The following is a 22,762-nucleotide window of genomic DNA, read 5'->3' as shown; positions in this document are numbered from 1 at the left end:
AAATAGGATATTTATAAAGATTATGAAAAAATTACACATTTTTCTTCCAAACATGACATCGATGTCATGTTGAACCCGATAGGGTTGTTGTATAATATAGGTGTTGAAGCGATGTTTGAATAAAACTGACCACAAACAATATATTAACAAGGTTAAGGAAGCCTTGTAAAAAAAGGAGAACACATATGGAAAACTTTGCTATGATGGACAACCAATTTGCTGCGTTGACTGAAGAAGAAATGATGATGATCGACGGTGGATGGGCATTCTACGGTATCCCTGTTGATATTTTCACAGTATCATTGGCTATTTTGGGTGGCTCATTGGTTTCAGGTTTCTTAGTAGGACTTTTCAACTAATTTAATATTTCAAATAGAAGAAGGTGAATTTTATGAACAAAGATTTTAAATCATTAGATCAAAAATTTATGCCTCTTACTGAAGCTGAATTGGTTGAAGTAGAAGGTGGATGGGTCGGTGGTGACCTTGTACGTGCCGTATTTGATATCGGTCGTGAAGTTGGTCGCACTGTACGTGGACTTGCTATTCGTGCATATGGTCGTATTCGTTCTAGAATTGGATCACGTTCTGGCTCTAGCAACGGTGGTGGCGCTAACAACGGTGGTGCTGCAAGTCCAGACGTTTTTAACTAATATTTTGTGTTTCGACATAGAGCCTCTTGTTCGTCTTGATTGGGACAAGAGGCTTTTTAGTATAGAATGGTCTGATAAAGTTACTTTATGTCTGTTTTTTAAGTAATTTTATGTTTACATGGAGTAAAACGACTGATACCATTGGAAAAATACGCCACATTAGTGTATGATAGAGATATCTATTTTTTGCTTGTTATGAAAGTTCTTCTTCCTAATTTATACTTGTTTTTTGCTGGAGAGAACCGCTATGGATAAAGTTGACAAGCAGTTTTTGTTGAATAGTATGTTTACTAATTAGGAGTTTTTATGTGAGGGTCGCTCTCCATAAAAAGTAAATTTACACTTTTGTGAATAAAGGAGTTTGTATGAGATTTACAAAGCGTCATTATAGGGCTCAAGTTGACGCGAGAGATTGTGGTGTAGCAGCGCTGGCCATGATATATGGTTATTATGGTTCCTATTATTCCTTGGCTAGTTTGCGTGAAATGGCCAAGACAACTTTAAGAGGAACAACTGCTTTTGGGCTAGTGAAAGTTTCGGAAGAGTTAGGTTTTGAAACACGAGCCTTTAAAGCGGATATGTCTTTATTTGACATGAAGGGCATCGTTTATCCTTTTATCGCCCATGTTATCAAAGACAAGAAATTGCTTCACTATTATGTTGTGACTGGGCACGATAAACATTCGGTTTATATTGCGGATCCAGATCCGGCTGTTAAAATGACCAAACTTTCTAAGGAACAGTTTGCGCAAGAGTGGACAGGTGTCTCTATTTTCATCGCCCCAGCGCCAGAATATAGACCACACAAGGAAAAGAAAAATGGCCTCTGGTCTTTTGTTCCGATTTTAATGAAACAAAAGGGACTGATTGCCAATATCGTTATTGCAACGATGCTGGTGACGATTATCAATATCGTGGGCTCTTACTACATGCAGGGGATTATTGATACTTACGTACCGAATCAGATGAGGAATACCTTAGGAATTATTTCTCTCGGTCTAATAGTCGTCTACATTTTGCAACAGGTCCTAACTTATGCTCAGAGCTATTTGCTTCTTATTTTAGGCCAACGCCTTTCGATTGATGTGATTTTGTCCTATATTAAGCATGTCTTTCATCTACCCATGTCTTTTTTTGCGACAAGAAGGACAGGGGAAATCGTATCGCGCTTCAACGATGCCAATAGTATCATTGATGCCTTGGCTAGTACCATTCTGTCCATCTTTTTGGATGTGTCTATCGTTGTCGTCATGGCAATTGTTTTGTTCTCACAAAATTTCTATTTGTTCTTTATCAGTTTGCTCTCGCTGCCAATCTATATCGTCGTGATTTTCGCTTTCATGAAGCCATTTGAAAAAATGAATCGCGATACGATGGAATCTAATGCTATTTTGTCTTCTTCCATTATCGAAGATATCAATGGTATTGAGACGATCAAATCCTTGACAAGTGAAGATTTCCGCTATCAAAAGATTGATAGAGAATTTGTTGACTATCTGAAAAAATCATTTGCCTATAGTCGGATGGAAAATATCCAAATCGGCTTGAAGAAGACGGCTCAGCTCTTGCTGAATGTTGCAATCCTTTGGATGGGAGCCCTTTTGGTAATGGACAATAAAATGACCTTGGGGCAGTTGATTACTTATAATACTTTGCTGGTTTATTTCACAAATCCACTAGAAAATATTATCAACCTACAAACCAAGCTTCAGACAGCACAAGTTGCCAATAATCGCTTGAACGAGGTTTATCTGGTTGACTCTGAATTTATGGATAAAAAAGCAATCCGTGATTTAAGCATGACCAAGGGCGATATTGAGTTGCGAAATGTCAGCTACAAGTATGGCTATGGACGAAATGTTCTATCAGATATTAATTTGACCATTGAAAGAGGCAGCAAGGTGGCCTTTGTAGGAATTTCTGGTTCTGGAAAGACGACTCTTGCCAAGATGATCGTGAACTTTTACGATCCAAACGAGGGAGAAATTCTGGTTAATAATATCAACCTCAATCAGATTGACAAGCATGTCTTGCGCCGTCATATCAATTACTTGCCGCAACAGCCTTATGTTTTTAATGGTACCATCTTGGAGAATGTTCTCCTAGGTGCCAAGCCCGGAACGACTCAGAAAGAAATCATTCGGGCGTTGGAAATTGCGGAAATCCGTGAAGATATTGAACGGATGCCTTTGAATTACCAAACAGAATTGACATCAGATGGTTCAGGAATTTCAGGTGGTCAGCGTCAGCGTTTGGCCTTGGCTCGGGCTCTTTTGACCGATGCTCCTATTTTGATCCTTGATGAGGCGACCAGCAATCTGGATATCTTGACAGAGAAAAAGATTATTGACAACCTTTTAGAGTTGGACAAGACCATCATTTTCATTGCCCATCGATTGACTATTGCGGAGCGATCTGAAAAAGTGGTTGTTCTGGACAAGGGTGAAATCGTGGAGCAAGGAACGCATGAAGAGTTGGTTGCTCAGGATGGCTTCTATGCTCATCTGGTGAATAGTTAGAAAGGAGAAAGAAGATGGAAGAACATTACTTAGAGAGTGCCGAATTTTATAACCGTAGATATTCTAGCTTTTCTGTGCGCGTGATTTTACCGACTTTCTTCTTGTTGATTTTTGTGGTCTTATTCTCCCTCTTTGCTAAAAAAGAAATCACTATTACTTCAGGTGCTTCTATTGAACCTAGCAAGATTCTGGCTAACATCCAATCAACCAGTAACAATGCCATTGTCACTAATAACTTGAAGGAAAACAAGGTTGTTAAAAAAGGGGATCTTTTAGTTCAGTATAAGTCTGATAGTGAAAATACTCAAAAAGAAACCTTCTCCTCTCAAGTAGAAAGCTTGAAGGAGCAAAAACGTCAGTTGGAACTGCTGCAAGAAAGTCTGAAGACGGGGACTAGCCAGTTTTCAGGAGAGGATCGCTTCGGCTATGAGCAAGCATTTAATGATTACAAGAATCAAGCTGCGAGTATCCGTAGTAATACCGAGCAGCAAAATTCGACCATTGCTTCTCAAAATTCAGCAGCTAGCAATTCACAAGCAGAGCTGGGGAATCTGATCAATGAAACAAATGCCAAATTAGCAGATTATCAGACCCTTAGAAATGCTATCCAAAATGGAACAAGTGTTCCTTCGACTAATGCAGGCTATAGCATCTATCAGGCTTATGAGACACAAGCCGCTGCAGATAGTCAAGGTCAGCTAAAGAGTCAGGTTCTTTCGCAAATTGATAGTCAGATTTCTCAGTTTGAATCAGCTCTTGCAGGTTATCGGGTACAGTATGCGGGCTCTGGTGCTCAGCAAGCCTATTCTGGTAGCCTGGATAGCCAGCTTGAATCTTTGAAAGCTCAGCAGTTGACTAAAGTTGGTCAAGAATTGACGGCTCTGAATCAAAAGATTTTAGAAGTTGAAAACAATCTTAAGGTGCAAGGTGGCATCACTCAAAAGGGCATGATCACAGCAACTGAAGATGGTATTCTCCATCTAAATCCTGAAACAGCAGGAGCGAATCTGGTTCCTGAAGGGAAGTTGCTGGCTCAGTTGTATCCTGTTTTGACCAAGGAAAAAAAGGTCGTTATCACAACCTATGTGACCTCAAAAGATGTGGCTAGTCTGAAAAAAGGTGAGACCCTGCGTTTCACTGCAATGGATGGAAATAATAAAGAATTTGTTCTCAAATCTAAAATTTCAAACATTGACAGCAATGCAACGAAAACGGAAAAAGGAAACTTCTTTAAGGTGGAAGCTGAAATAAGCTTAACGGATGTCCAAGCCAAGAAGATACGTTACGGTATTGAAGGTCGTGCGGTAGTCATCACAGGAAGCAAGACCTACTTTGACTATTACTTGGATGAATTCTTAAGAAGAGACTAAGTTGAGAATACCCGATAAGTTTTGATTGAAACTCTTATCTTGTGAAAATGAAGAAAACCATGGCTGTGTCCATGGTTTGTACGGATTCCTAAAAGATAGAGGAATTGTTACTCCTTTGTTGACTAAATGAGGATCCCGTTTTATTTGGCGATGTATCAAATAAAAATCGAAGCCGAAAGGCTTCTTTTTATACTTGTTTTTTAATGTTTTGTGTGATATTATATTTTAAGAAACAAATGTTGTGCAACAATTGTATCTAAAAGGAGTTTCTATGCCACCTAAAAATAAATTTACTCGTGATGAAATTATCCAAGCAGCTCTAGGGATTGTCAGAGAAGACGGTTTGGCTGGTTTGACTGCTCGTTCTCTGGCGGAACGATTACAGTCTAGCCCCAAGGTTATTTTCGGTCAGTTTGAAAATATGGAGGATCTAAGTCATTCGGTTGTTCGGGCGGCTGAGTTCGTTCTGGTTCAATATATTCGTTCGGCTTTGGAGCGAGCCAAGCCTTTCAGAGCAGTTGGCATGGCCTATATCCTTTTTGCCAGTCAGGAACCTCAGCTTTTTAAAATTCTCTATCTAAATCCTCACAAGCACCCCATTGAGTCTTTCAAGGACTTTTTACCTCAGAAAGACCATAGTTATCAGCAGATATTAGAGTCGATTGTGGAGGATTATCCTATGTCCATAGAGAGTGCAGAGTTCGTTTATCAGCATTTATTTATCTATTCTCATGGTTTGGCTAGCATGATAGCATCAGGTATTTATTCTTTTAGTCAGGAGGAAATAACAGAACGCTTAACGCAAGTATTTACTGCCCTCCTAAAGGAAATGAAAGGAAAGCAAGAATGATTAGATTAAAGGGCATTCGTAAGTCCTACAATGGAAGAGAAGTTTTAAAAGGGATCGACTTAGAGATTGTTGACCAAGATTACTTGGTCATTTTGGGAGCTTCTGGATCTGGAAAGTCAACCTTGCTCAACGTTTTATCAGGCCTAGAAAAACCAGACAGTGGTCATGTATACTACGGTGAGGAAGATCTATCCCAGCTGACAGAAGCTCAATTGACGGCTTTTCGTCGAGCGAAGATTGCCTTTATTTTTCAGCAGTATTTCTTACTTCCAAATCTCACAGTGGAGCAAAATGTCAAAATGGGTGCTAATCTAGCAGGCAATCATGATTATGTCCGTATTTTGGAGGCTTTAGGTTTAGGTGATAAACTTCAGCATTATCCAAGTCAGCTATCAGGCGGTGAGCAGCAGCGGGTGGCTATTGCACGAGCCCTAGCTAAAAGACCACGTGTCCTCTTTTTGGACGAGCCGACTGGAGCCTTGGACGAAGCAACAGGTCGTCAGATTCTAGCCTATATTTCAAGTCTTCAAGAGGAGCTAGGATTTACACTGGTCATGGTGACCCACAATGCAAATATTGCTCAGATGGCTAAGACCATTGTCCATATCAATAGCGGTCAGATTCAAAGCTTAGAGACAAATAGTCAGCCCAAGACGGCCTATGAGATTGGATGGTAAGCTATGTTTTCAATAAAAGATTTGTATAGATTAGTCGTTGTATCAATTATTAGCTTTTGTGCGGTCTTTGTGACCAATCTCTTCTTAAATTTTTATCTGGATATCAGTTTATTAGATCAAACAAATTGGTTGCCTGATATTCGAGCTGTTTACGATGCTCAAGTTGCGATTTCTTGGTTAATTGCATCAATTAGCGGAGCTGTTTTATCCCTAACATCGATACTCCTTCTCTTCTTTTACATTCGACAATTTATCGACCAGCATAAGCCAGAATTAGGAATTTTAAAGGCTATGGGCTATAAAAACTGGGAAGTTGCTAGAAAGTTTTGGCTTTTTAGTCTTCCAATTGGTTTGGGAACAGGCACAGGCTATTTCTCTTCGTTTATCATGATGCCGCATTTTTATCAGTTGCGTAATCAAAGCGGAGTTTTGCCTGAAATCACCATTCGGCAACATTGGTCCCTCTTCTTGTTTCTCGTTGTCTTGCCGACTCTTGCCTTTGCTGCTTTAGCCGTTCTCTACGCTAGTTATTGTCTACATTTGCCTGCTCTAGACTTGCTCAAGCGGGTCAGCTCTAGTCAAAAGTCACCAAAAAGGAAAGCAGGAAAGAAAATAAGGAAAGACCGCCCCTTTTTAAAAGACCTTTCTGCCAGCCTGCTCTGGTCTAGAAAGTTATTAATTTTCTTTGTCATTTTCGGTTCCATGTGCTTTTCAGCTATGATTCAACTATCATTTGGTATGAAAGAATTGACAGACGAAACCATTCAGATAATGATGATGTCAATCGGTACGGTCCTATCAGTAGCAATCCTCTATCTGTCGCTAGGAGTACTCCTGCAGGAAAATCAAGAAACCCTAGCTATTATGAAGGTTTTTGGTTACAACAGAAATGAGTGCCATAAGAGTTTGTTTGCTCCCTACCGCTTTCTTGCTTTTTTGGGCTTCGTCTTAGGAACAGGCTATCAATACGGGATTATGCAGCTTTTACTCAGATTGATGGAAAAATCCATAGCTCAGAAAGTTGACTATGATTTTGATTTTGGAGTCTGCCTGATGACTTTGCTAGTCTTTGTCTTAGTTTATGAAGGTTTAATCTATTTATCCAGCAGGAGGCTGGATCAACTGACTATTAAGCAGGTCATGTTGGGAGAATAAAGAAAAAATGAAGTGATACTGTTCACTTCATTCTTTTTTGCTGATGATATGCTGGATGCCTGTTTGGAGGTGCTTGAGGATGTGTGTGATTTCTTTTGGAAATACTTTATAGTTTTCCAAGTCTGTAAGGGGAATCCAATAGACTTGTTCTTGCTTATGTTGGTAGTCAAATTGCTTGCCGTGAGGCTTCATCAAATAATAGAAGCAAATCTCATGACATTCTAGTCCTTTGAGGACACCGGTTGAGTTGGAAAATAAATTTTCATGAACAAAAGCCAGCTTCTCAATCTCATACCTTTGTCCTGTTTCTTCGAAAACTTCTCGTTGGACGGCTTCTTCGGAGGTCTCTCCAAATCTGACCGCTCCTCCCACTGAATAGAAATAGTCCTCGCTAGGAGAAGATATGACACAGAGGGCTTCCTCCTCAATGATGACTGCAGCAGCCCGATAGCGAAAGCGCTCCTGTCCTTGCCTATAAGAAATATCCTTTGCCATAGTATCCTCCTTGCGTTTTTTAGTTTACTTGATTTCGCTCTTTCTGTCAATGCTTTCTGTACCCAGACAGTTGTATTCTTTCTCTCTTGCGACAGGCTTTTTTTCCTGTTAAAATAGTTGCATGATTCGTTATAAAGCCCTTATTTCCTACGACGGGCATGACTTTGCTGGCTTTCAGCGCCAGCCTCATGCTCGGAGCGTTCAGGAAGAAATCGAAAAAACCTTAACTCGCATCAACAAAGGCCAGCCCATTGTCATCCACGGAGCTGGTCGGACCGACAGCGGCGTTCATGCGCTTGGGCAGGTCATTCACTTTGACCTCCCGTCAGCTAGAGATGAAGAAAAGCTGCGTTTTGCCTTGGATACCCAGACGCCAGAGGATATAGATGTCATTTCTGTGGAGGAAGTGACGGAGGATTTCCATGCCCGTTACAAGCCACACAGCAAGACCTATGAGTTTCTGGTGGATATTGGTCGGCCAAAAAATCCAATGATGCGCCACTATGCGACCCACTATCCCTATCCTTTGGAGATTCCTCTGATGGAGCAAGCCATTAAAGCCTTGGAGGGAACGCATGATTTTACAGGTTTTACAGCCTCGGGTACCAGTGTGGAAAATAAGGTTCGCACGATTACAAAGGCTAGTCTGACTTTTGATGCGCAACGTAATTTTCTAGTCTTTACTTTTTTGGGCAATGGCTTTCTCTATAAGCAAATCCGCAACATGGTGGGAACCCTGCTCAAGATTGGAAATAAGCGGATGCCGGTCAACCAAATCGAACGGATTTTAGAAGAAAAGGATCGGCAGCTAGCTGGGCCAACCGCAGCGCCTAATGGTCTTTATCTAAAGGAGATTATTTATGAAGAATAAGCTGATTTTAGCTCTTTCTGGCAATGATATTTTTAGTGGTGGTGGTCTTCATGCGGATCTGGCTACTTATACGGTCCATGGCCTGCATGGTTTTGTAGCGGTGACTTGCTTGACCGCTATGACGGACAAGGGCTTTGAAGTTCTTCCGACCGATGAGCAGGTCCTTGCGCAGCAACTCTCCTCGCTCAAAGATGTACCGTTTTCGGCCATCAAGTTGGGCTTGTTACCGACGGTTGCCATTGCAGATCAGGCTCTGGACTTCATCAAAAAGCAAACAAGCATACCAGTCGTGTTAGACCCTGTCCTAGTCTGTAAGGAAACCCACGATGTGGAAGTTTCGGCCCTCCGAGATGAATTGATCAAATTTTTCCCTTATACAACCATTATCACGCCCAATCTACCAGAAGCAGAGATCCTGACCCAGTCGGAGATCAAGACTTTGGATGATCTCAAGGCTGCGGCTGTGACCCTCCATGAACTAGGAGCTCAAAATGTCGTCATCAAGGGAGGAAATCGTTTCAGCCAAGATCGGGCCCTTGATTTATTTTACGATGGCAGAGACTTTGTGTTGTTGGAAAGCCCTGTTTTACCAAATAATAATACAGGAGCCGGCTGTACTTTCGCTTCTAGCATAGCTAGTCAGCTTTTGGCAGGTCAATCCCCTCTTGAAGCTGTCAACTATTCAAAAGATTTTGTTTACCGCGCTATCCAGCGCTCAGATCAGTATGGAGTTATTCAATATGAAAAATAATCAGACAAGAAAAATCGCTTTGCTGGCTGTCATTACAGCCCTATCCATTGTTTTGGGGAATTTTTTCAAAATCCCTACGCCCACTGGTTTTCTAACCTTGCTAGATGCAGGGATTTACTTTACCGCATTTTATTTTGGTCGTAAGGAAGGAGCCTTGGTTGGTGGCTTGTCCGGTCTCTTGATTGACTTGGTGGCTGGTTATCCTCAGTGGATGGTCTTTAGTCTCATCTGCCATGGCCTTCAAGGCTACTTTGCCGGCTTCACTGGCAAGCAGCGTTATATTGGTTTGCTCTTGGCCGGGCTTGCCATGGTCGGAGGCTATGCTCTCTTTGGTAGCATTTTGAGTGGACCGGGTGCAGCTATCGCAGCGATTTGGGGCAATGTCATGCAAAATATTTTTGGCTTGGTGGTCGGCTATGCCCTTTACAGAGCCTTTCCCCTTGTCTTGAAAAGAGCCGTTCAGCCAGAGTAAGTGAGGTAAGAGATGGATTTAGAGAAGCTTGAAAAGGAGACCAGACAGATCGCTACAGATGTCTTGGACAAGGCGGGTTTGGTCAAGGGAAATATTTTTGTCCTAGGTCTATCTTCTAGCGAAGTCATGGGGGGACACATTGGCCAGCATTCCAGTAGGGAAGTCGGTCAGGTCATTGTCAAGACCCTGTTAGATATCCTGCAAGCTCGGGGGATTTACTTGGCCGTTCAAGGCTGTGAGCACCTCAACCGTGCCTTAGTTGTAGAGCGAGAATTGGCAGAAAAGAAAGACCTAGAAATTGTCAATGTCCTGCCCAGCCTCCATGCAGGCGGGAGTGGCCAGCTAGCAGCTTTTGACTATATGGAAGATCCTGTAGAGGTTGAGTTCATCACAGCTCATGCTGGCTTGGATGTGGGGGATACGTCAATCGGAATGCATGTCAAGCATGTTCAGGTTCCCATTGGCCCTCAACTGAGCAGTTTGGGTCAGGCTCACGTTACTGCCCTTGCCAGTCGTCCCAAGTTGATTGGTGGAGCTAGAGCGTCTTATATTGAAGATAGGATTCGAAAATCTTAGTAGAAGAGGCTGGGACAAAAGTCCTAGCCTCTCAATTGTCTTTGGATTGTCGAGCAAGACGCAGTGGTTGAGTGGGCTCTACTAGGATGATTTCATCAGCTTTTACAGCCCTACTCAACTGTGCGGAGGTGGGACGACGAAATCGAATTCTAACGAATGACCGATTTCTGTCTCACTCTCTTTTCCCAAATAATAGACTTTACCAGTCGATTCTCGTGCTGGTGAGGGAAATAAACCCACAGTGATGGGAGAATATTGTCTGCTAAGAGCTGGGCAAATGGTCAAAAAAGAGCAAAAAGTGGCTTGAATTTTGACTTGTGAACGGGGAAAAAGGCGAAAAATAAAAGGTGTCGCTTGAAAAAACTGCTACTTATGTTATAATGGATTGTATGTAAAAAATTTGAAGGAGAACTGACAGAATGTCTGTATCATTTGAAAACAAAGAAACAAATCGTGGAGTATTGACTTTTACTATCGGTCAAGACCAAATCAAACCTGCTTTGGATCGTGCTTTTAATGCAGTTAAGAAAAATATTGCTGTACCAGGTTTCCGTAAGGGTCATATTCCTCGTCCAGTCTTCAACCAACGTTTTGGTGAAGAATCACTTTATCAAGATGTCTTGAATGCATTGCTTCCAGCAGCTTATGAAGCAGCTGTAAAAGAAGCTGGTCTTGAAGTGGTTGCACAACCAAAAATTGATGTGACTTCAATGGAAAAAGGTCAAGAATGGGTGATCACTGCTGAAGTTGTGACAAAACCTGAAGTGAAATTGGGTGCTTACAAAGACCTTGAAGTATCTGTAGACGTTTCTAAGGAAGTTACTGATGCTGAAGTTGATGAGCGCATTGAGCGTGAACGCAACAACTTGGCTGAATTGGTTCTGAAAGATGGAGCAGCAGCTGAAGGTGATACAGTTGTCATCGACTTTGTTGGTTCTGTTGACGGTGTTGAATTTGACGGCGGAAAAGGCGATAACTTCTCACTTGGACTTGGTTCAGGTCAATTCATCCCAGGTTTCGAAGACCAATTGGTTGGTCACTCAGCTGGTGAAACAGTAGACGTTGTTGTAACCTTCCCAGAAGACTACCAAGCAGCTGACCTTGCTGGTAAAGAAGCAAAATTCGTTACAACAATCCATGAAGTAAAAGAAAAAGAAGTTCCAGCTCTTGATGATGAACTTGCAAAAGACATCGACGAAGAAGTTGAAACTCTTGCTGAATTGAAAGAAAAATACCGTAAAGAATTAGCAGAAGCGAAAGAAGCAGCTTACAACGATGCAGTTGAAGCAGCAGCGATTGACCTTGCAGTAGAAAATGCAGAAATCGTTGACCTTCCAGAAGAAATGATTCACGAAGAAGTTCATCGCGCTGTGAACGAATTCCTCGGCAACATGCAACGTCAAGGTATCTCTCCTGATATGTACTTCCAAATCACTGGTACAACTCAAGAAGACCTTCACAAACAATATGAAGCAGATGCTGCAGCACGTACTAAGACGAACCTTGTTGTAGAAGCAGTTGCGAAAGCAGAAGGCTTTGAAGCTAGCGCTGAAGAAGTTGAAGCAGAAATCACTTCATTGGCAACAGACTACAACATGGAAGCAGACCGCGTTCGCCAATTGCTTTCAGAAGAAATGCTTAAACATGATATCGCGGTTAAAAAAGCAGTTGAAGTCATCACAAGCACTGCTAAAGTAAAATAATAGCTTCTAGTCAGCCCTGGTGGATGACAGTGCAAGCACAAGAGAGAACGATTTGTTCTCTCTTTTTTGATGTTGGAGAGCTTGTTTCAAAATAGGAACTGTTCAAGAGAGATGTGGGCAATCTAGGCCTCGGTCAGTCGCTTTTCCTATAGTTTCATGGTAATCTAGGTCTCGGCTGGTCACTTTTCCTATAGTTTCATGGGAATCTAGGTCTCGGCTAGCTACTTTTCCTATAGTGTATTGGTATTCTAGGTCTCGGCTGGCCACTTTTCCTTTAGTTTCTTGGTAATCTAGGTCTCGGCTGGTCACTTTTCCTATAGATTCATGGCAACCTAGGTCTCGGCTGATTACTTTTCCTATAGATTCGTGGCAAATTAGGCCTCGGTCGGTCACTTTCCTTTAGTTTTTAAGGTAAATGATACTTGAGATAGCTGTTGGACAAAAGTAAGTGTCTGATGAGGGAGTATTTCTTTCTGTTTGGAAAACGGCTAGCGGAACTGGCTAGTCTAGCTTGTTTCTAGGTCTCAAATAGGGAATTGTTTCAAAAATAAATAGGATAACAAAATGAAGTTTTTAGCTGATTGCTGAGAAATGCTAGGCTGTCATAGAGAGATATTTAGCTTTTAGACAGATTTTTTGGGGGAGCTTGTGATATACTGTTAGTATGGAAAAAAATGATATTGTTTACGGCGTGCATGCTGTGACCGAGGCCTTGATGGCCAATACGGGAAATAAACTTTACATTCAGGACGACTTGCGTGGCAAAAACGTGAGCAAGCTGAAAGATTTGGCGGCAGAAAAGAAGGTCTCTATCTCTTGGACACCTAAGAAAACCTTGCAGGAGATGACGGATGGAGCCGTTCACCAAGGTTTTGTCTTGCGGGTATCAGAGTTTGCCTATGCAGATTTGGCGGATGTTTTGAAAAAAGCAGAGCAGGAAGAGAATCCTCTGTTGTTGATTTTGGATGGCTTGACAGACCCGCATAATCTGGGCTCTATCTTGCGGACGGCTGACGCTACCAATGTCACGGGAGTCATCATTCCCAAGCACCGAGCAGTCGGCGTGACACCCGTTGTGGCTAAGACCTCTACGGGCGCTATCGAGCATATTCCCATTGCCAGAGTGACCAATCTCAGCCAGACCCTGGACAAGCTCAAGGAAGCTGGCTTCTGGATTTTTGGGACGGATATGCAGGGAACGCCTGTTCATAAGTGGAATACGGCTGGCAAGCTGGCCCTCATTATTGGCAACGAAGGCAAGGGGATTTCCAGCAACATCAAGAAGCAGGTGGATGAGATGCTGACTATTCCCATGAATGGCCATGTCCAAAGCCTCAATGCCAGCGTCGCAGCGGCCATTCTCATGTATGAAGTCTTTAGAAATCGGGTGGGCTAATGCAAGTACTTGGAAGCTATCTGTTAGAAAAATATCAAACAGAGACGTTTGAGCCGATCCTAGACTAACCGAGCGAAACTAGGTTTCCTAAGAAGCAAGCAATTTCCAATAGCTAGTCTCGATATGGTGGCAGTCAAAGCACCACTATTAACCCTCTTATGTCCATGGAGCAGCCTTCTCTGTGGCAACTAAAAATGATGGAGAAAAAAGATGACCTTTAAAATTTTAACGGATTCGACGGCAGACCTGCCAGAAAGCTGGACCCAAGAACATGATGTGCAGGTTCTGGGCTTGACCATTCAGCTGGACGGGCAAACCTACGAGACCGTCGGACCAGATAAGCTGACCAGTGAGCAGCTTTTAGCCAAGATGGAGTCCGGCAGCAAGCCGACTACCAGCCAGATCAATGTCGGCCAATTTGAAGATGTTTTTCGCCAGTATGCTCAGGAGGGCACAGCAGTTCTCTATGTGGCTTTTGCTTCAGCCTTGTCTGGGACCTACCAAAGTGCAGTCATGGCGCGGGAGATGGTCTTAGAGGATTACCCTGAGGCGATCATCACCATCCTTGATACCAAGGCAGCTTCGATGGGTGAAGGCCTCTTGGTTATGAAGGCTGCAGAAGCGAGAGCGGCAGGTCAAAGTCTGGAGCAGACGGCAGACTTGCTCCAAAGTCTAGTGCCTAGAGTCCAGACCTATTTCTTAGTAGATGACCTCAATCACCTCATGCGGGGTGGCCGCATTTCCAAGGCAGCGGCTCTTATGGGAAGCTTGGTCAATATCAAGCCCATCATCGCAGTGACAGCTGACGGCAGTCTGGATTCGGTCGCTAAGGTGCGAGGCAAGAAGAAGGCGCAGGCTGAGGTGGTTCGGATGACTTTAGAGACGATTTCTGATCCACGGGTGGTGGTCGCCTATGCAGGTGAAAAAGAAGTCGCTGAAAATGTCAAGGAGCAGCTGTTAGCTTCTGGACAGGTCACAGAAGTTCTGATTCTGCCTCTTGGTCCGGTTATTTCGACGCATACTGGGCCAGGTACTCTAGGACTCTTTAGCATTGGCAGTGAACTTTCAGACTAAATAGAAATGAAATCGTTATTTTATAAATAATTGCATCAAATATATTGACTTTTGGTTAGAAAATTTGGTATGATAGTAGGCGGTATTGTTTACCCCATTTGTAAGGCCCCGGAACCTTTCAAATAACCCGCGGACCGGAACATCCGCCCTGTAAACAAAAACGATATTCATATAGGAGAAATCATGAACAAAACAACATACATGGCTAAGCCAGGTGAAGTTGAACGCAAATGGTATGTAGTAGATGCTACTGATGTACCTCTTGGACGCCTTTCTGCAGTTGTAGCAAGCGTACTTCGTGGAAAAAACAAACCAACATTCACACCACACACTGATACAGGTGACTTCGTAATCGTTATCAACGCTGAAAAAGTTAAATTGACTGGTAAAAAAGCAACTGATAAAGTTTACTACACTCACTCAATGTACCCAGGTGGTTTGAAGTCTATCACTGCTGGTGAACTTCGCTCTAAGAACGCTGTTCGTTTGATCGAAAAATCAGTTAAAGGTATGCTTCCACACAATACTCTTGGCCGTGCTCAAGGTATGAAGTTGAAAGTATTTGTAGGCGCTGAGCACACTCACGCTGCACAACAACCAGAAGTTCTTGATATTTCAGGACTTATCTAAGGAAAGGAACAATAAAGTATGTCACAAGCACAATATGCAGGTACTGGACGTCGTAAAAACGCTGTTGCACGCGTTCGCCTTGTTCCAGGAACTGGTAAAATCACTGTAAACAAAAAAGATGTTGAAGAGTACATCCCACACGCTGACCTTCGTTTGGTTATCAACCAACCATTCGCAGTTACTTCAACTGTTGGTCAATATGACGTTTTCGTAAACGTTAATGGTGGTGGCTACGCTGGTCAATCAGGCGCTATCCGTCACGGTATCGCTCGTGCCCTTCTTCAAGTAGACCCTGACTTCCGCGATTCATTGAAACGCGCAGGCCTTCTTACTCGTGATGCCCGTATGGTAGAACGTAAGAAGCCAGGTCTTAAGAAAGCACGTAAAGCTAGCCAGTTCTCAAAACGTTAAGAACCAGCTACACTACAGGCTTTACAACACTTCATGGTTCACACCATGGGGTGTTTTTTTGACGTTTTTTAACAAAATTCACACCACTTTTCACACCAAATTCAGGCTCTTTGTCAACTGTAGTGGGTTACCAAAAAGTCATACTCTGGAGAGGACAAGATTTGTTCTCTCCTTATAAACAATCGCTTCATTTTGAAAATCAGGAAAGCGTTGTTTACGGATCTAGTAAAGCAAATAATAGCCAAGAAGGCAATGCAATGTTTGGTGGCTTCTTCTTTATCGGTATCTTCCTATCCATTATCTTTATGGTCGGTACAGTATTAGTCATCTACTACAAACAAATCTCTGAAGGATATGAAGACCGCGAACGCTTTGTAATTTTGCAAAAGGTTGGTTTGGATCAAAAGCAGATCAAGCAAACTATTAACAAGTAAATCTTGACCGTTTTCTTTCTTCCTGTAATCTTTGCCTTCCTCCATCTGGCCTTTGCTTATCATATGTTGAGCTTGATTCTAAAGGTCATTGGAGTAGTCGATGCGACCATGATGTTGATTATAACCTTATCAATCTGTGGAATCTTTGCACTCATCTATGCTTTAATCTTTATGATTACTTCAAGAAGTTATCGTAAGATTGTTCAAATGTAAAAAATAATAATGCAATAGAGTGTCTAGAATATAAACATATAAAAATAAAGGAGATAATATGAAATCTGAAAGTTATTTTGACGGAGGAATCCTAGATTATATTGGATACTCTATCTTAGTAGCCATAATTTGCGGGCTTACCTTGGGGATCGCAACACCTTGGGCGGTTTGCATGATGCAAAATTGGTAAACCAAACATACGTTAGTGGATGGTCAACGTCTATACTTTGACGGGACTGGAGCACAACTGTTCGGTAACTAGATTAAGTGGTTTCTTCTAACCATCATCACGTTTTGAATCTATGGCTTCTGGTTAACTATCAAAATGGAGCAATGGATTGTGAAACATACTCATCACGCCTAATCATGAAACTACATCTTCTTTTATAGGAGATGCAGTCTTTTGTTCTTAGAATAAGGAAACTGAAATTTTGTCTGTTCTCTATCTTGGAAAGGATATAAAAATCTTTTAAACTGATGGATTTCTTCAGGGAAAGACCATGAAATTTTTGATATAATATGGAGGATAGACTGATAGATACTTTTTTATTTGTCTAGTAAAAAGGGATATTTTTCAAAAGACTTACAGGTGAGAACTAAGAAAATTTAAATACATATGTAATGTTTGACAGAAAATCACTCTGCCCTCATCAATGGATAAACAGAAATAAATCAAATAAAAGGAGTAACCAATGACCAGAAACTATTCAACACGGGAATACCGTGAAAAATTATACGATGATCTTCATGTTAGATCGAGAGATATAGCGATTTTGATGTGTGCAATTTTTATTGCCTCTATCGGACTAAATATGAATTCAACAGCTGTTATTATAGGGGCCATGTTAATTTCACCTCTCATGACACCGATTGTTGGACTAGGATTAGGTTTAGCTATTTTTGACACTCGTTTAGTTAAGCAAGCTCTAGGGGTTTTACTTACTCAAGTATTGGTCAGTTTACTTGTATCGACTCTGTATTTCTGGATTACTCCCTTATCTTATGCAAGTAGCGAGTTGATTGCACGAACTTCTCCAACGATTTGGGATGTCCTCATTGCTATTGCCGGTGGGATTGCTGGTGTGATCGGTTCAAGGAAAAAAGAAGCAAACAATATTGTGCCAGGAGTAGCCATTGCTACAGCTCTGATGCCACCTATCTGCACTGCCGGCTATGGTTTAGCTAATGGAAATGTACGATTTTTATTTGGTGCTCTCTATCTTTTCTTGATTAACTGTGTCTTTATAATGCTAGCCAACATTATAGGAGCAAAAATTTTAATGAGAAAATCTCCCTTAACTTCATTCAAAGAGCTAAGCATTAAAATGAAAATTGGTTTGATATCTTTGATTGTATTATTGGTTGTTCCAGCCGGTTATTCGGCGGTTACTCTGACTATAGAACAAGCGCGAAAAGAAGGTGTCAAACAGTTTGTAGGAAAAGAGTTTGCCAATTATACGGTCATCAATCAAGTCTACAAGTCAAGGGACAATGAATTGGTCTTGACAATTGTTGGTGACCCGATTTCAGAAGAAGAATTAGAAATAATTCACCAAAAACAAGCCTCTTACGGTATTCAATCTGTTCAATTGAAAGTCAATCAAGTCCATAATTCGACAAAATTAGATAGTGAGACGACCAAGGAATTTTATGAAATCATTAACAAGTATATCGATCAAAAACTCTCTGAAAAAGATTCACAAAAAGATCTCGTAAAAGAAAATGAAGCAGACAAGGATTGAGGGCAATGAACAGAATAGGTTTAGAGTTGCTGTCTGAAGAAAATAGTCTAGATGTCTATTCTTTTGAAAAAGAAAATCGGGAGTATTTTGAGCGAAATTTACCTCCCAGACCAGCTAACTATTTTGATCTAGAAGGTTTTAAAAAAATTACAGCGGAATTGTTAATGGAACAAGAAAATCATGACACCTACATGCATCTTATTAGAGATTCGCAAGGCATGATGGTCGGAAGAATCAATTTAAGTGTTTTAGGGAGCGATAGAAAAACAGCAGAACTTGGATATAGGATTGGAGAAAATGTTACTAATTTAGGCTATGCAAGCGAAGCGGTTAAACTTGTTTTAGACAAGGCATTTCATACTTATGGTTTAAATAGAATCATTGCGGGAGCGGCAACGGATAATCTTGCCTCTAAGAGAGTGCTTTTAAAAAATGGTTTCACCTTTAGTAGGATCATAGAAAATGACCTACAAATGAATAATGAGTGGGTTCATACAGCGGTATTTGAGATAATGAATCGATAACATCATCATTCCCAGTTTAGTGACAGGACCAATGGACTCATCAATCTTTGCAGGCATTCAAGAATTTTCACCAACTGTTTGATTAGCGAATCAGCTGTAATTACATATGCTTTTGTGATTTCTTTATCACTATGAGCTAAGGTTTTAGAAATAGGCCGTAGTGAGACTCCAGCTTGTTTTGTTAACATGGCCCTTGTGTATCTCGATTTATAAGAGGATCGTAGAAAAAAATCTTAGTTTAACATTAATGAGATATTTTTATTATATTTTGAAAAATCAATGCTTTAACAATATAGAAAAACACCCTCATCCCTAGTTCTGCTAAAAGCATAGGATAAGAGTGTTTTTTCTATAAGAACGAGAGACGATGATTATTCTTCGTCTTTTTTGATAATGTTTTTAACGCCTGCGATAGCACCTTCAACAGCGCCTTTTGCGTCTTCAGCGACTTCTTTCACTTTAGAAGCTACTTTTTCAGCAGTTCCTTCTGCTTGAGTTTTTGTATCGCCAGTAAGTTTACCGAAGCCTTCTTTGAGAGAACCTTTAGCTTGGTTGAATTTTTCTTCGATTGACATGGAAATTTCCTCCGTTTATTAAGTATATTATCTAAGTTAGATGTGGTTTCATTCTCATTCAAGCTAGATAACTGGTACAAGTATATACTTTTTACTGACAAAAAGCAAATAACTGCTACGAAATGACAAAATATTTTTAATAGGTCACGACATTAATTTCGCCTTTGTCATATTCTGCAATGAAGATATCGGAGACATTTTCAAAGCCTTCTTTTTGTAATTCGGTCATCAACCATTCTTCTGACTTGCCGATAGTTTCTAAGATTTCAAGTTGGACAACTCCATCGGTAATGATTGGATATTTTGGATTTTCATCGCCAATTCTTACGATAATCAATTGACCATTTTGCTCGATGACAGCTCTTTTGACTTCTTTCAGTTGGAAGACTCCTTGAGAGCGTAATTTCAAAGCGACGTCTGATGCGGATAGCCCTTTTGAACGGCAGGCTTCAGGATCTAGTTTACCGTTTTTGATGATAATGGTTGGTTTCCCATCAATCAGATGTTTGATATAGGAAACGTTGGTATTTAGCCATTTTAAGAGCAAAATCAGAATAGTCCAGATAATCAAGATGACTGCATATTGAAGGATCGTAATGGAGCTATTGTAGATGACCCCGCCGATAATGCCACCGAGAACAAAGTTTTGTACTTGGTCTGTTGCGGAACTTGGTGCTAAATTCCCTTTACCTGTCACATTGATGACAAAAACGAGGGAAACAAGTCCCAAAGCTAACTTAATTGCAATTGTAATAAAAAAGCTCATTATTTTTCAACCTCCACGAGTTCAACGTCTGATTTGTACAGTTCCATTTTTTCTAATAAATAGCTATCTTGGTCGGTTCCGCTAATAGCCCGGTAGAATTGTTTGCCAACCTTGATAATTGCGCCATCTGTCGTAGCTGAAGTATTGACGTAGACTTCTTCCTTTTCAACGCCTAATTCTTTTGAGACAACCTCAATAAAATGCAAGGAGCTACGGAATTGATTGTCATTTGATTGATTACTTTGGAAATTAGTAATGCTAATCAGAACAGTTGCTACTAGGGTCAAAATAGAAATAATGGACAGTTCACGGAACTTACTTCCTCGTCTATCTTTATAGGCCTTAAAGGCGAAAAATCCTGTTACCAAAACCAAGCATGCTGATACAATCACCATCACCCAATTCTGCTGGCTAATCTGACTCAGTACATAGTCATATGAATAGAATTTCATAAGATCCCTCACTTTTTTTGAATTCAAGCTATTATAAAACAATTAATCAGCTACATCAATAGCTTTATATAGAAAAAATAAAGTTTTCTAGAACTTGTTTGAAATATGGAAGCTGTATATTCCTAGGTAGAATATTTCACTTCATTCGAGTTTCTAAACTACCAATAGGAACTTGACAAAATCATTCAGAGTGCTAGAATAGGAGACAGGTAGAGGCCGATTTAGCTCAGTTGGTAGAGCAACGCACTCGTAACGCGTAGGTCACAGGTTCGATCCCTGCAATCGGCAGAAAGAAAACCAGCACCTTTTTTATGGGGTTGCTGGTTTTGTTTATATAATTCTTATAAAGAAGTAAGAAAAGTTAGGCCACCTAATATCACTCCCGCAGCATTGGGAATAATGAGGATCCAGTCTTTTTTAGGTTCTTTTGTCCAACCGTAGATAACCCAAATCAGGCAAGAAACTGCTGCGAATAGTGGTTGGAAAGGTTGAGCTTTGGATCCTTGTAAGTTTGCGATAATTTGTGGAATATAAGCGACGAATACAAGAATTCCAATAAAAGCTCCAATAGATCCGACGAAACGATTAATTTTTTGTTTTGACATACGATACCTCCTGAGCGTCCATTATATCAAAACGGAAAAAAATTGTCAAATGAGACATAAGCCAGTATGGAGAATAAGTTTTAGTTTTTATCTAAAACTAAGCGAAAGAGCCAAGTGTGGTTTGAGAAGTAGCGTTAGAATTGTTCAAACCTGATTTATCCATTACTAGGCTGGATAGAGAGCTTATGATCGTGGAAATAGTAGTAAATCAGTATTGTCGTGTTGAAAAAAATAGGTAATGATCAATTTCTTTGAAGCCTTATATTTGGAAAATTCAAGATTTTTTATTTCATTTTAAACTTTTAAAACAACCACTTACCAGCCTATATTGACCACTTACTGAAAGTCCCTTGTTTCTTTTCAAGAAATTGTTATAATGAAGATAGAAAGAGGGGAGGAGTGCTTATGAAAGTTCGGATTGAGCTAGACGATCGTTTGGCTGATACAGAATTGGTGATTCGAGTATCGCGGATTGATGAGAGGATTCAGAAGATTCAAGATGCTTTGAATGAAGCGACTGCTCCAGCCATTCTCTTTTATAAGGAAAATAGTGAGTATTTTGTAGATTTAGCGGAGATTCTCTTTTTCGAGACGGACGGAGCCAAAATCTTTGCTCACGCGCGCAATGATGCCTATGAGGTCAAGTTGAAACTCTATGAGTTGGAGGAATTGCTGCCTCGCTATTTTTGCAGAATTTCCAAATCAACCATTGCTAATGCTAGAGCGATTTATTCTCTAGAAAAGTCTTTCTCGGGTACCAGTTCCGTCCAGTTTTCTGAAACACATAAGAAAGTGCATGTTTCAAGGCATTATTATCAACTACTAAAAGAAAAGTTAAGTGAAGTGAGGTAATCATCATGAAAAAAACAATTCTAGGCGTCGGTTTTTTGGTTTTAGCCGGCTGGATTTTGCTTCAGGGAAACTTTGGTATTCCTATGTTCAATTTTAATATCTGGCCCCTGCTTTTGGTCGGCATGTTTGCGTATTTTGCTTTGGAAAATTTCTTGGAGCGAGATTTTGGTGCTGCCCTGATCATGACGATTATTGCTCTGATAATTGCTAATTCTGTCTATCACTTCTTGGCTATCTCTACAGGCACCTTGGTAATGGGTGGTGTTTTGGCCTGCATTGGGCTTAACATGATTTTTAAACCGAGAAGGATCTGGGGCGTTCGTTGTTTGTCTAGAAAGGGCTTGTCTACAACGGAAGGAGAGATTTCTTTTGGCAGCGGCACTCGCTATATCAATTCGGAGAATTTCGTCCATGATAAAGTAGAATGTGTTTTTGGTAGTGTGACCGTATATTTTGATAATGCCAGAATTTTAGGTGATTCTGCTAGTTTTGATGTGGAAGTAGCCTTCGGTAGTGCGACGCTTTATATCCTAAGTAACTGGCAAGTAGAGCTAAATGTGGACAATGCTTTCGGTACAGTGGTCAATCCGCATAATGTCAATGAGAAAGACAAGACTTTATATGTGCGCGGCAATGTTGCCTTTGGCTCTTTGAAGATTGTTTACATTTAAGAAAACGGATTATTGGTTAGAAATTGCAAAGTTTGGGAAAATGTACTTGCCAAAAGCCAAGTTTTTTGATAATATAGTACGGTATGTGGTGCTAGCACATCCGTAATATTAGATCTAATAGGAGGAAACACACTAATGGCTAAAGTATGTTACTTTACAGGTCGTAAGACTGTATCTGGAAACAACCGCTCTCACGCGATGAACCAAACAAAACGCGCTGTTAAACCAAATCTTCAAAAAGTTACTGTTTTGATCGACGGAAAACCTAAAAAAGTTTGGGCTTCAGCTCGCGCGCTTAAGTCAGGTAAAGTTGAACGCGTTTAATA

Annotated in this window: 27 protein-coding genes, 1 tRNA gene and 2 pseudogenes; 24 read left to right on the top strand and 6 right to left on the bottom strand. The window is 40.8% G+C overall.

The window, feature by feature from the left end:
* Nucleotides 1–185: 185 nt before the first annotated feature.
* From D8793_RS00330 to D8793_RS00300, 7 genes are all read left to right on the top strand, one after another.
* The gene (locus tag D8793_RS00330) at nucleotides 186–359 is read left to right on the top strand and encodes a class IIb bacteriocin, lactobin A/cerein 7B family (protein ID WP_125371132.1); all 174 of its coding nucleotides are present in this window, start codon (nucleotides 186–188) and stop codon (nucleotides 357–359) included.
* A gap of 68 nt (nucleotides 360–427) precedes the next feature.
* A complete protein-coding gene (locus tag D8793_RS00325; protein ID WP_260471079.1) occupies nucleotides 428–652 on the top strand; it encodes a hypothetical protein in 225 nt (74 codons plus the stop codon).
* A gap of 365 nt (nucleotides 653–1,017) precedes the next feature.
* Nucleotides 1,018–3,171: a peptide cleavage/export ABC transporter ComA gene (comA, locus tag D8793_RS00320; RefSeq protein ID WP_125371130.1), complete on the top strand. Its 2,154-nt coding sequence runs from the start codon at nucleotides 1,018–1,020 to the stop codon at nucleotides 3,169–3,171.
* A gap of 14 nt (nucleotides 3,172–3,185) precedes the next feature.
* A complete protein-coding gene (locus D8793_RS00315) occupies nucleotides 3,186–4,541 on the top strand; it encodes a bacteriocin secretion accessory protein (RefSeq protein WP_125371129.1) in 1,356 nt (451 codons plus the stop codon).
* A 271-nt stretch (nucleotides 4,542–4,812) separates the two neighbouring features.
* The gene (locus D8793_RS00310) at nucleotides 4,813–5,391 is read left to right on the top strand and encodes a TetR/AcrR family transcriptional regulator (protein WP_125371128.1); all 579 of its coding nucleotides are present in this window, start codon (nucleotides 4,813–4,815) and stop codon (nucleotides 5,389–5,391) included.
* Nucleotides 5,388–6,068 (top strand): ABC transporter ATP-binding protein, encoded by a 681-nt coding sequence (locus D8793_RS00305; protein ID WP_125371127.1) that lies wholly within the window; start codon nucleotides 5,388–5,390, stop codon nucleotides 6,066–6,068. Before D8793_RS00310 ends, D8793_RS00305 begins: the two co-directional genes overlap by 4 nt.
* Nucleotides 6,069–6,071: 3 nt before the next feature.
* Nucleotides 6,072–7,223 carry an FtsX-like permease family protein gene (locus tag D8793_RS00300; RefSeq protein ID WP_125371126.1) on the top strand — a complete coding sequence of 384 codons (1,152 nt, stop codon included), beginning with the start codon at nucleotides 6,072–6,074 and terminating at the stop codon, nucleotides 7,221–7,223.
* Nucleotides 7,224–7,250: 27 nt separating this feature from the next.
* On the opposite strand, the gene D8793_RS00295 is transcribed toward D8793_RS00300, so the two are convergent.
* Entirely contained in the window at nucleotides 7,251–7,718 is a 468-nt protein-coding gene (locus D8793_RS00295; protein WP_125371125.1) for an NUDIX hydrolase, read from the bottom strand.
* Between the two features lie 121 nt (nucleotides 7,719–7,839).
* On the opposite strand from D8793_RS00295, the gene truA reads away from it, so the two are divergent.
* The 13 genes and pseudogenes from truA to D8793_RS00230 all read left to right on the top strand — a co-directional run bounded on the left by truA (nucleotide 7,840) and on the right by D8793_RS00230 (nucleotide 18,515).
* Nucleotides 7,840–8,589 (top strand): tRNA pseudouridine(38-40) synthase TruA, encoded by a 750-nt coding sequence (gene truA / locus D8793_RS00290; RefSeq protein WP_125371124.1) that lies wholly within the window; start codon nucleotides 7,840–7,842, stop codon nucleotides 8,587–8,589.
* Complete coding sequence (locus D8793_RS00285) at nucleotides 8,579–9,340, top strand: bifunctional hydroxymethylpyrimidine kinase/phosphomethylpyrimidine kinase (protein ID WP_125371123.1); 762 nt, start codon at nucleotides 8,579–8,581, stop codon at nucleotides 9,338–9,340. The genes truA and D8793_RS00285 overlap by 11 nt, the downstream gene beginning before the upstream one ends.
* On the top strand, nucleotides 9,330–9,812 hold the full coding sequence (locus D8793_RS00280) for an ECF transporter S component (protein WP_045500643.1): 483 nt from the start codon (nucleotides 9,330–9,332) through the stop codon (nucleotides 9,810–9,812). The genes D8793_RS00285 and D8793_RS00280 overlap by 11 nt, the downstream gene beginning before the upstream one ends.
* Nucleotides 9,813–9,824: 12 nt before the next feature.
* Nucleotides 9,825–10,388 carry a TIGR01440 family protein gene (locus D8793_RS00275; RefSeq protein ID WP_125371122.1) on the top strand — a complete coding sequence of 188 codons (564 nt, stop codon included), beginning with the start codon at nucleotides 9,825–9,827 and terminating at the stop codon, nucleotides 10,386–10,388.
* A gap of 419 nt (nucleotides 10,389–10,807) precedes the next feature.
* Complete coding sequence (gene tig / locus D8793_RS00265) at nucleotides 10,808–12,091, top strand: trigger factor (protein WP_125371121.1); 1,284 nt, start codon at nucleotides 10,808–10,810, stop codon at nucleotides 12,089–12,091.
* A 664-nt stretch (nucleotides 12,092–12,755) separates the two neighbouring features.
* Entirely contained in the window at nucleotides 12,756–13,487 is a 732-nt protein-coding gene (rlmB, locus tag D8793_RS00260) for a 23S rRNA (guanosine(2251)-2'-O)-methyltransferase RlmB (protein ID WP_125371120.1), read from the top strand.
* Nucleotides 13,488–13,697: 210 nt separating this feature from the next.
* The gene (locus tag D8793_RS00255) at nucleotides 13,698–14,561 is read left to right on the top strand and encodes a DegV family protein (protein WP_125371119.1); all 864 of its coding nucleotides are present in this window, start codon (nucleotides 13,698–13,700) and stop codon (nucleotides 14,559–14,561) included.
* Nucleotides 14,562–14,744: 183 nt separating this feature from the next.
* Nucleotides 14,745–15,191, top strand: coding sequence for a 50S ribosomal protein L13 (gene rplM / locus D8793_RS00250; RefSeq protein WP_003026230.1), 447 nt, complete (start codon nucleotides 14,745–14,747; stop codon nucleotides 15,189–15,191).
* Nucleotides 15,192–15,209: 18 nt separating this feature from the next.
* Nucleotides 15,210–15,602, top strand: coding sequence for a 30S ribosomal protein S9 (gene rpsI, locus D8793_RS00245; protein WP_015605730.1), 393 nt, complete (start codon nucleotides 15,210–15,212; stop codon nucleotides 15,600–15,602).
* A gap of 206 nt (nucleotides 15,603–15,808) precedes the next feature.
* Nucleotides 15,809–16,249 (top strand): annotated as a pseudogene (locus D8793_RS00240) (FtsX-like permease family protein); the annotation flags it as partial.
* Nucleotides 16,250–16,307: 58 nt separating this feature from the next.
* Nucleotides 16,308–16,613, top strand: a pseudogene (locus D8793_RS12025) (hypothetical protein).
* A gap of 328 nt (nucleotides 16,614–16,941) precedes the next feature.
* Complete coding sequence (locus D8793_RS00235; RefSeq protein ID WP_125371118.1) at nucleotides 16,942–17,991, top strand: DUF389 domain-containing protein; 1,050 nt, start codon at nucleotides 16,942–16,944, stop codon at nucleotides 17,989–17,991.
* A 5-nt stretch (nucleotides 17,992–17,996) separates the two neighbouring features.
* Nucleotides 17,997–18,515 (top strand): GNAT family N-acetyltransferase, encoded by a 519-nt coding sequence (locus D8793_RS00230; protein WP_005591739.1) that lies wholly within the window; start codon nucleotides 17,997–17,999, stop codon nucleotides 18,513–18,515.
* A gap of 5 nt (nucleotides 18,516–18,520) precedes the next feature.
* Here the strand turns inward: D8793_RS00230 and D8793_RS00225 are convergent, their stop codons facing one another.
* From D8793_RS00225 to D8793_RS00210, 4 genes are all read right to left on the bottom strand, one after another.
* Entirely contained in the window at nucleotides 18,521–18,703 is a 183-nt protein-coding gene (locus D8793_RS00225) for a hypothetical protein (protein ID WP_005591740.1), read from the bottom strand.
* Between the two features lie 183 nt (nucleotides 18,704–18,886).
* Entirely contained in the window at nucleotides 18,887–19,090 is a 204-nt protein-coding gene (locus D8793_RS00220; RefSeq protein WP_045500673.1) for a CsbD family protein, read from the bottom strand.
* 136 nt (nucleotides 19,091–19,226) lie between these two features.
* Nucleotides 19,227–19,856, bottom strand: coding sequence for a DUF421 domain-containing protein (locus tag D8793_RS00215; protein WP_005591742.1), 630 nt, complete (start codon nucleotides 19,854–19,856; stop codon nucleotides 19,227–19,229).
* Entirely contained in the window at nucleotides 19,856–20,308 is a 453-nt protein-coding gene (locus tag D8793_RS00210; RefSeq protein ID WP_125371117.1) for a DUF3290 family protein, read from the bottom strand. The genes D8793_RS00215 and D8793_RS00210 overlap by 1 nt, the downstream gene beginning before the upstream one ends.
* 215 nt (nucleotides 20,309–20,523) lie before the next feature.
* On the opposite strand from D8793_RS00210, the gene D8793_RS00205 reads away from it, so the two are divergent.
* Nucleotides 20,524–20,596 (top strand) — tRNA-Thr (locus D8793_RS00205).
* Between the two features lie 53 nt (nucleotides 20,597–20,649).
* Here the strand turns inward: D8793_RS00205 and D8793_RS00200 are convergent.
* Nucleotides 20,650–20,913, bottom strand: coding sequence for a SemiSWEET family transporter (locus D8793_RS00200; protein ID WP_005591744.1), 264 nt, complete (start codon nucleotides 20,911–20,913; stop codon nucleotides 20,650–20,652).
* Between the two features lie 405 nt (nucleotides 20,914–21,318).
* Here D8793_RS00200 and D8793_RS00195 point away from each other — a divergent pair, with 405 nt between their 5' ends.
* The 3 genes from D8793_RS00195 (at nucleotide 21,319) to rpmB (ending at nucleotide 22,760) form a co-directional block, all read left to right on the top strand.
* A complete protein-coding gene (locus D8793_RS00195; protein ID WP_015605723.1) occupies nucleotides 21,319–21,765 on the top strand; it encodes a LytTR family DNA-binding domain-containing protein in 447 nt (148 codons plus the stop codon).
* 5 nt (nucleotides 21,766–21,770) lie between these two features.
* A complete protein-coding gene (locus tag D8793_RS00190; protein ID WP_125371116.1) occupies nucleotides 21,771–22,436 on the top strand; it encodes a LiaF transmembrane domain-containing protein in 666 nt (221 codons plus the stop codon).
* Nucleotides 22,437–22,571: 135 nt separating this feature from the next.
* The gene (rpmB, locus tag D8793_RS00185) at nucleotides 22,572–22,760 is read left to right on the top strand and encodes a 50S ribosomal protein L28 (RefSeq protein WP_001140948.1); all 189 of its coding nucleotides are present in this window, start codon (nucleotides 22,572–22,574) and stop codon (nucleotides 22,758–22,760) included.
* The last annotated feature ends 2 nt before the right edge of the window (nucleotides 22,761–22,762 follow it).

Origin of the sequence: Streptococcus cristatus, from assembly GCF_003943465.1 — a bacterium.
In the GTDB taxonomy this organism is placed as follows: domain Bacteria; phylum Bacillota; class Bacilli; order Lactobacillales; family Streptococcaceae; genus Streptococcus; species Streptococcus cristatus_C.
This window is presented reverse-complemented; position numbering and strand designations above follow the sequence as displayed.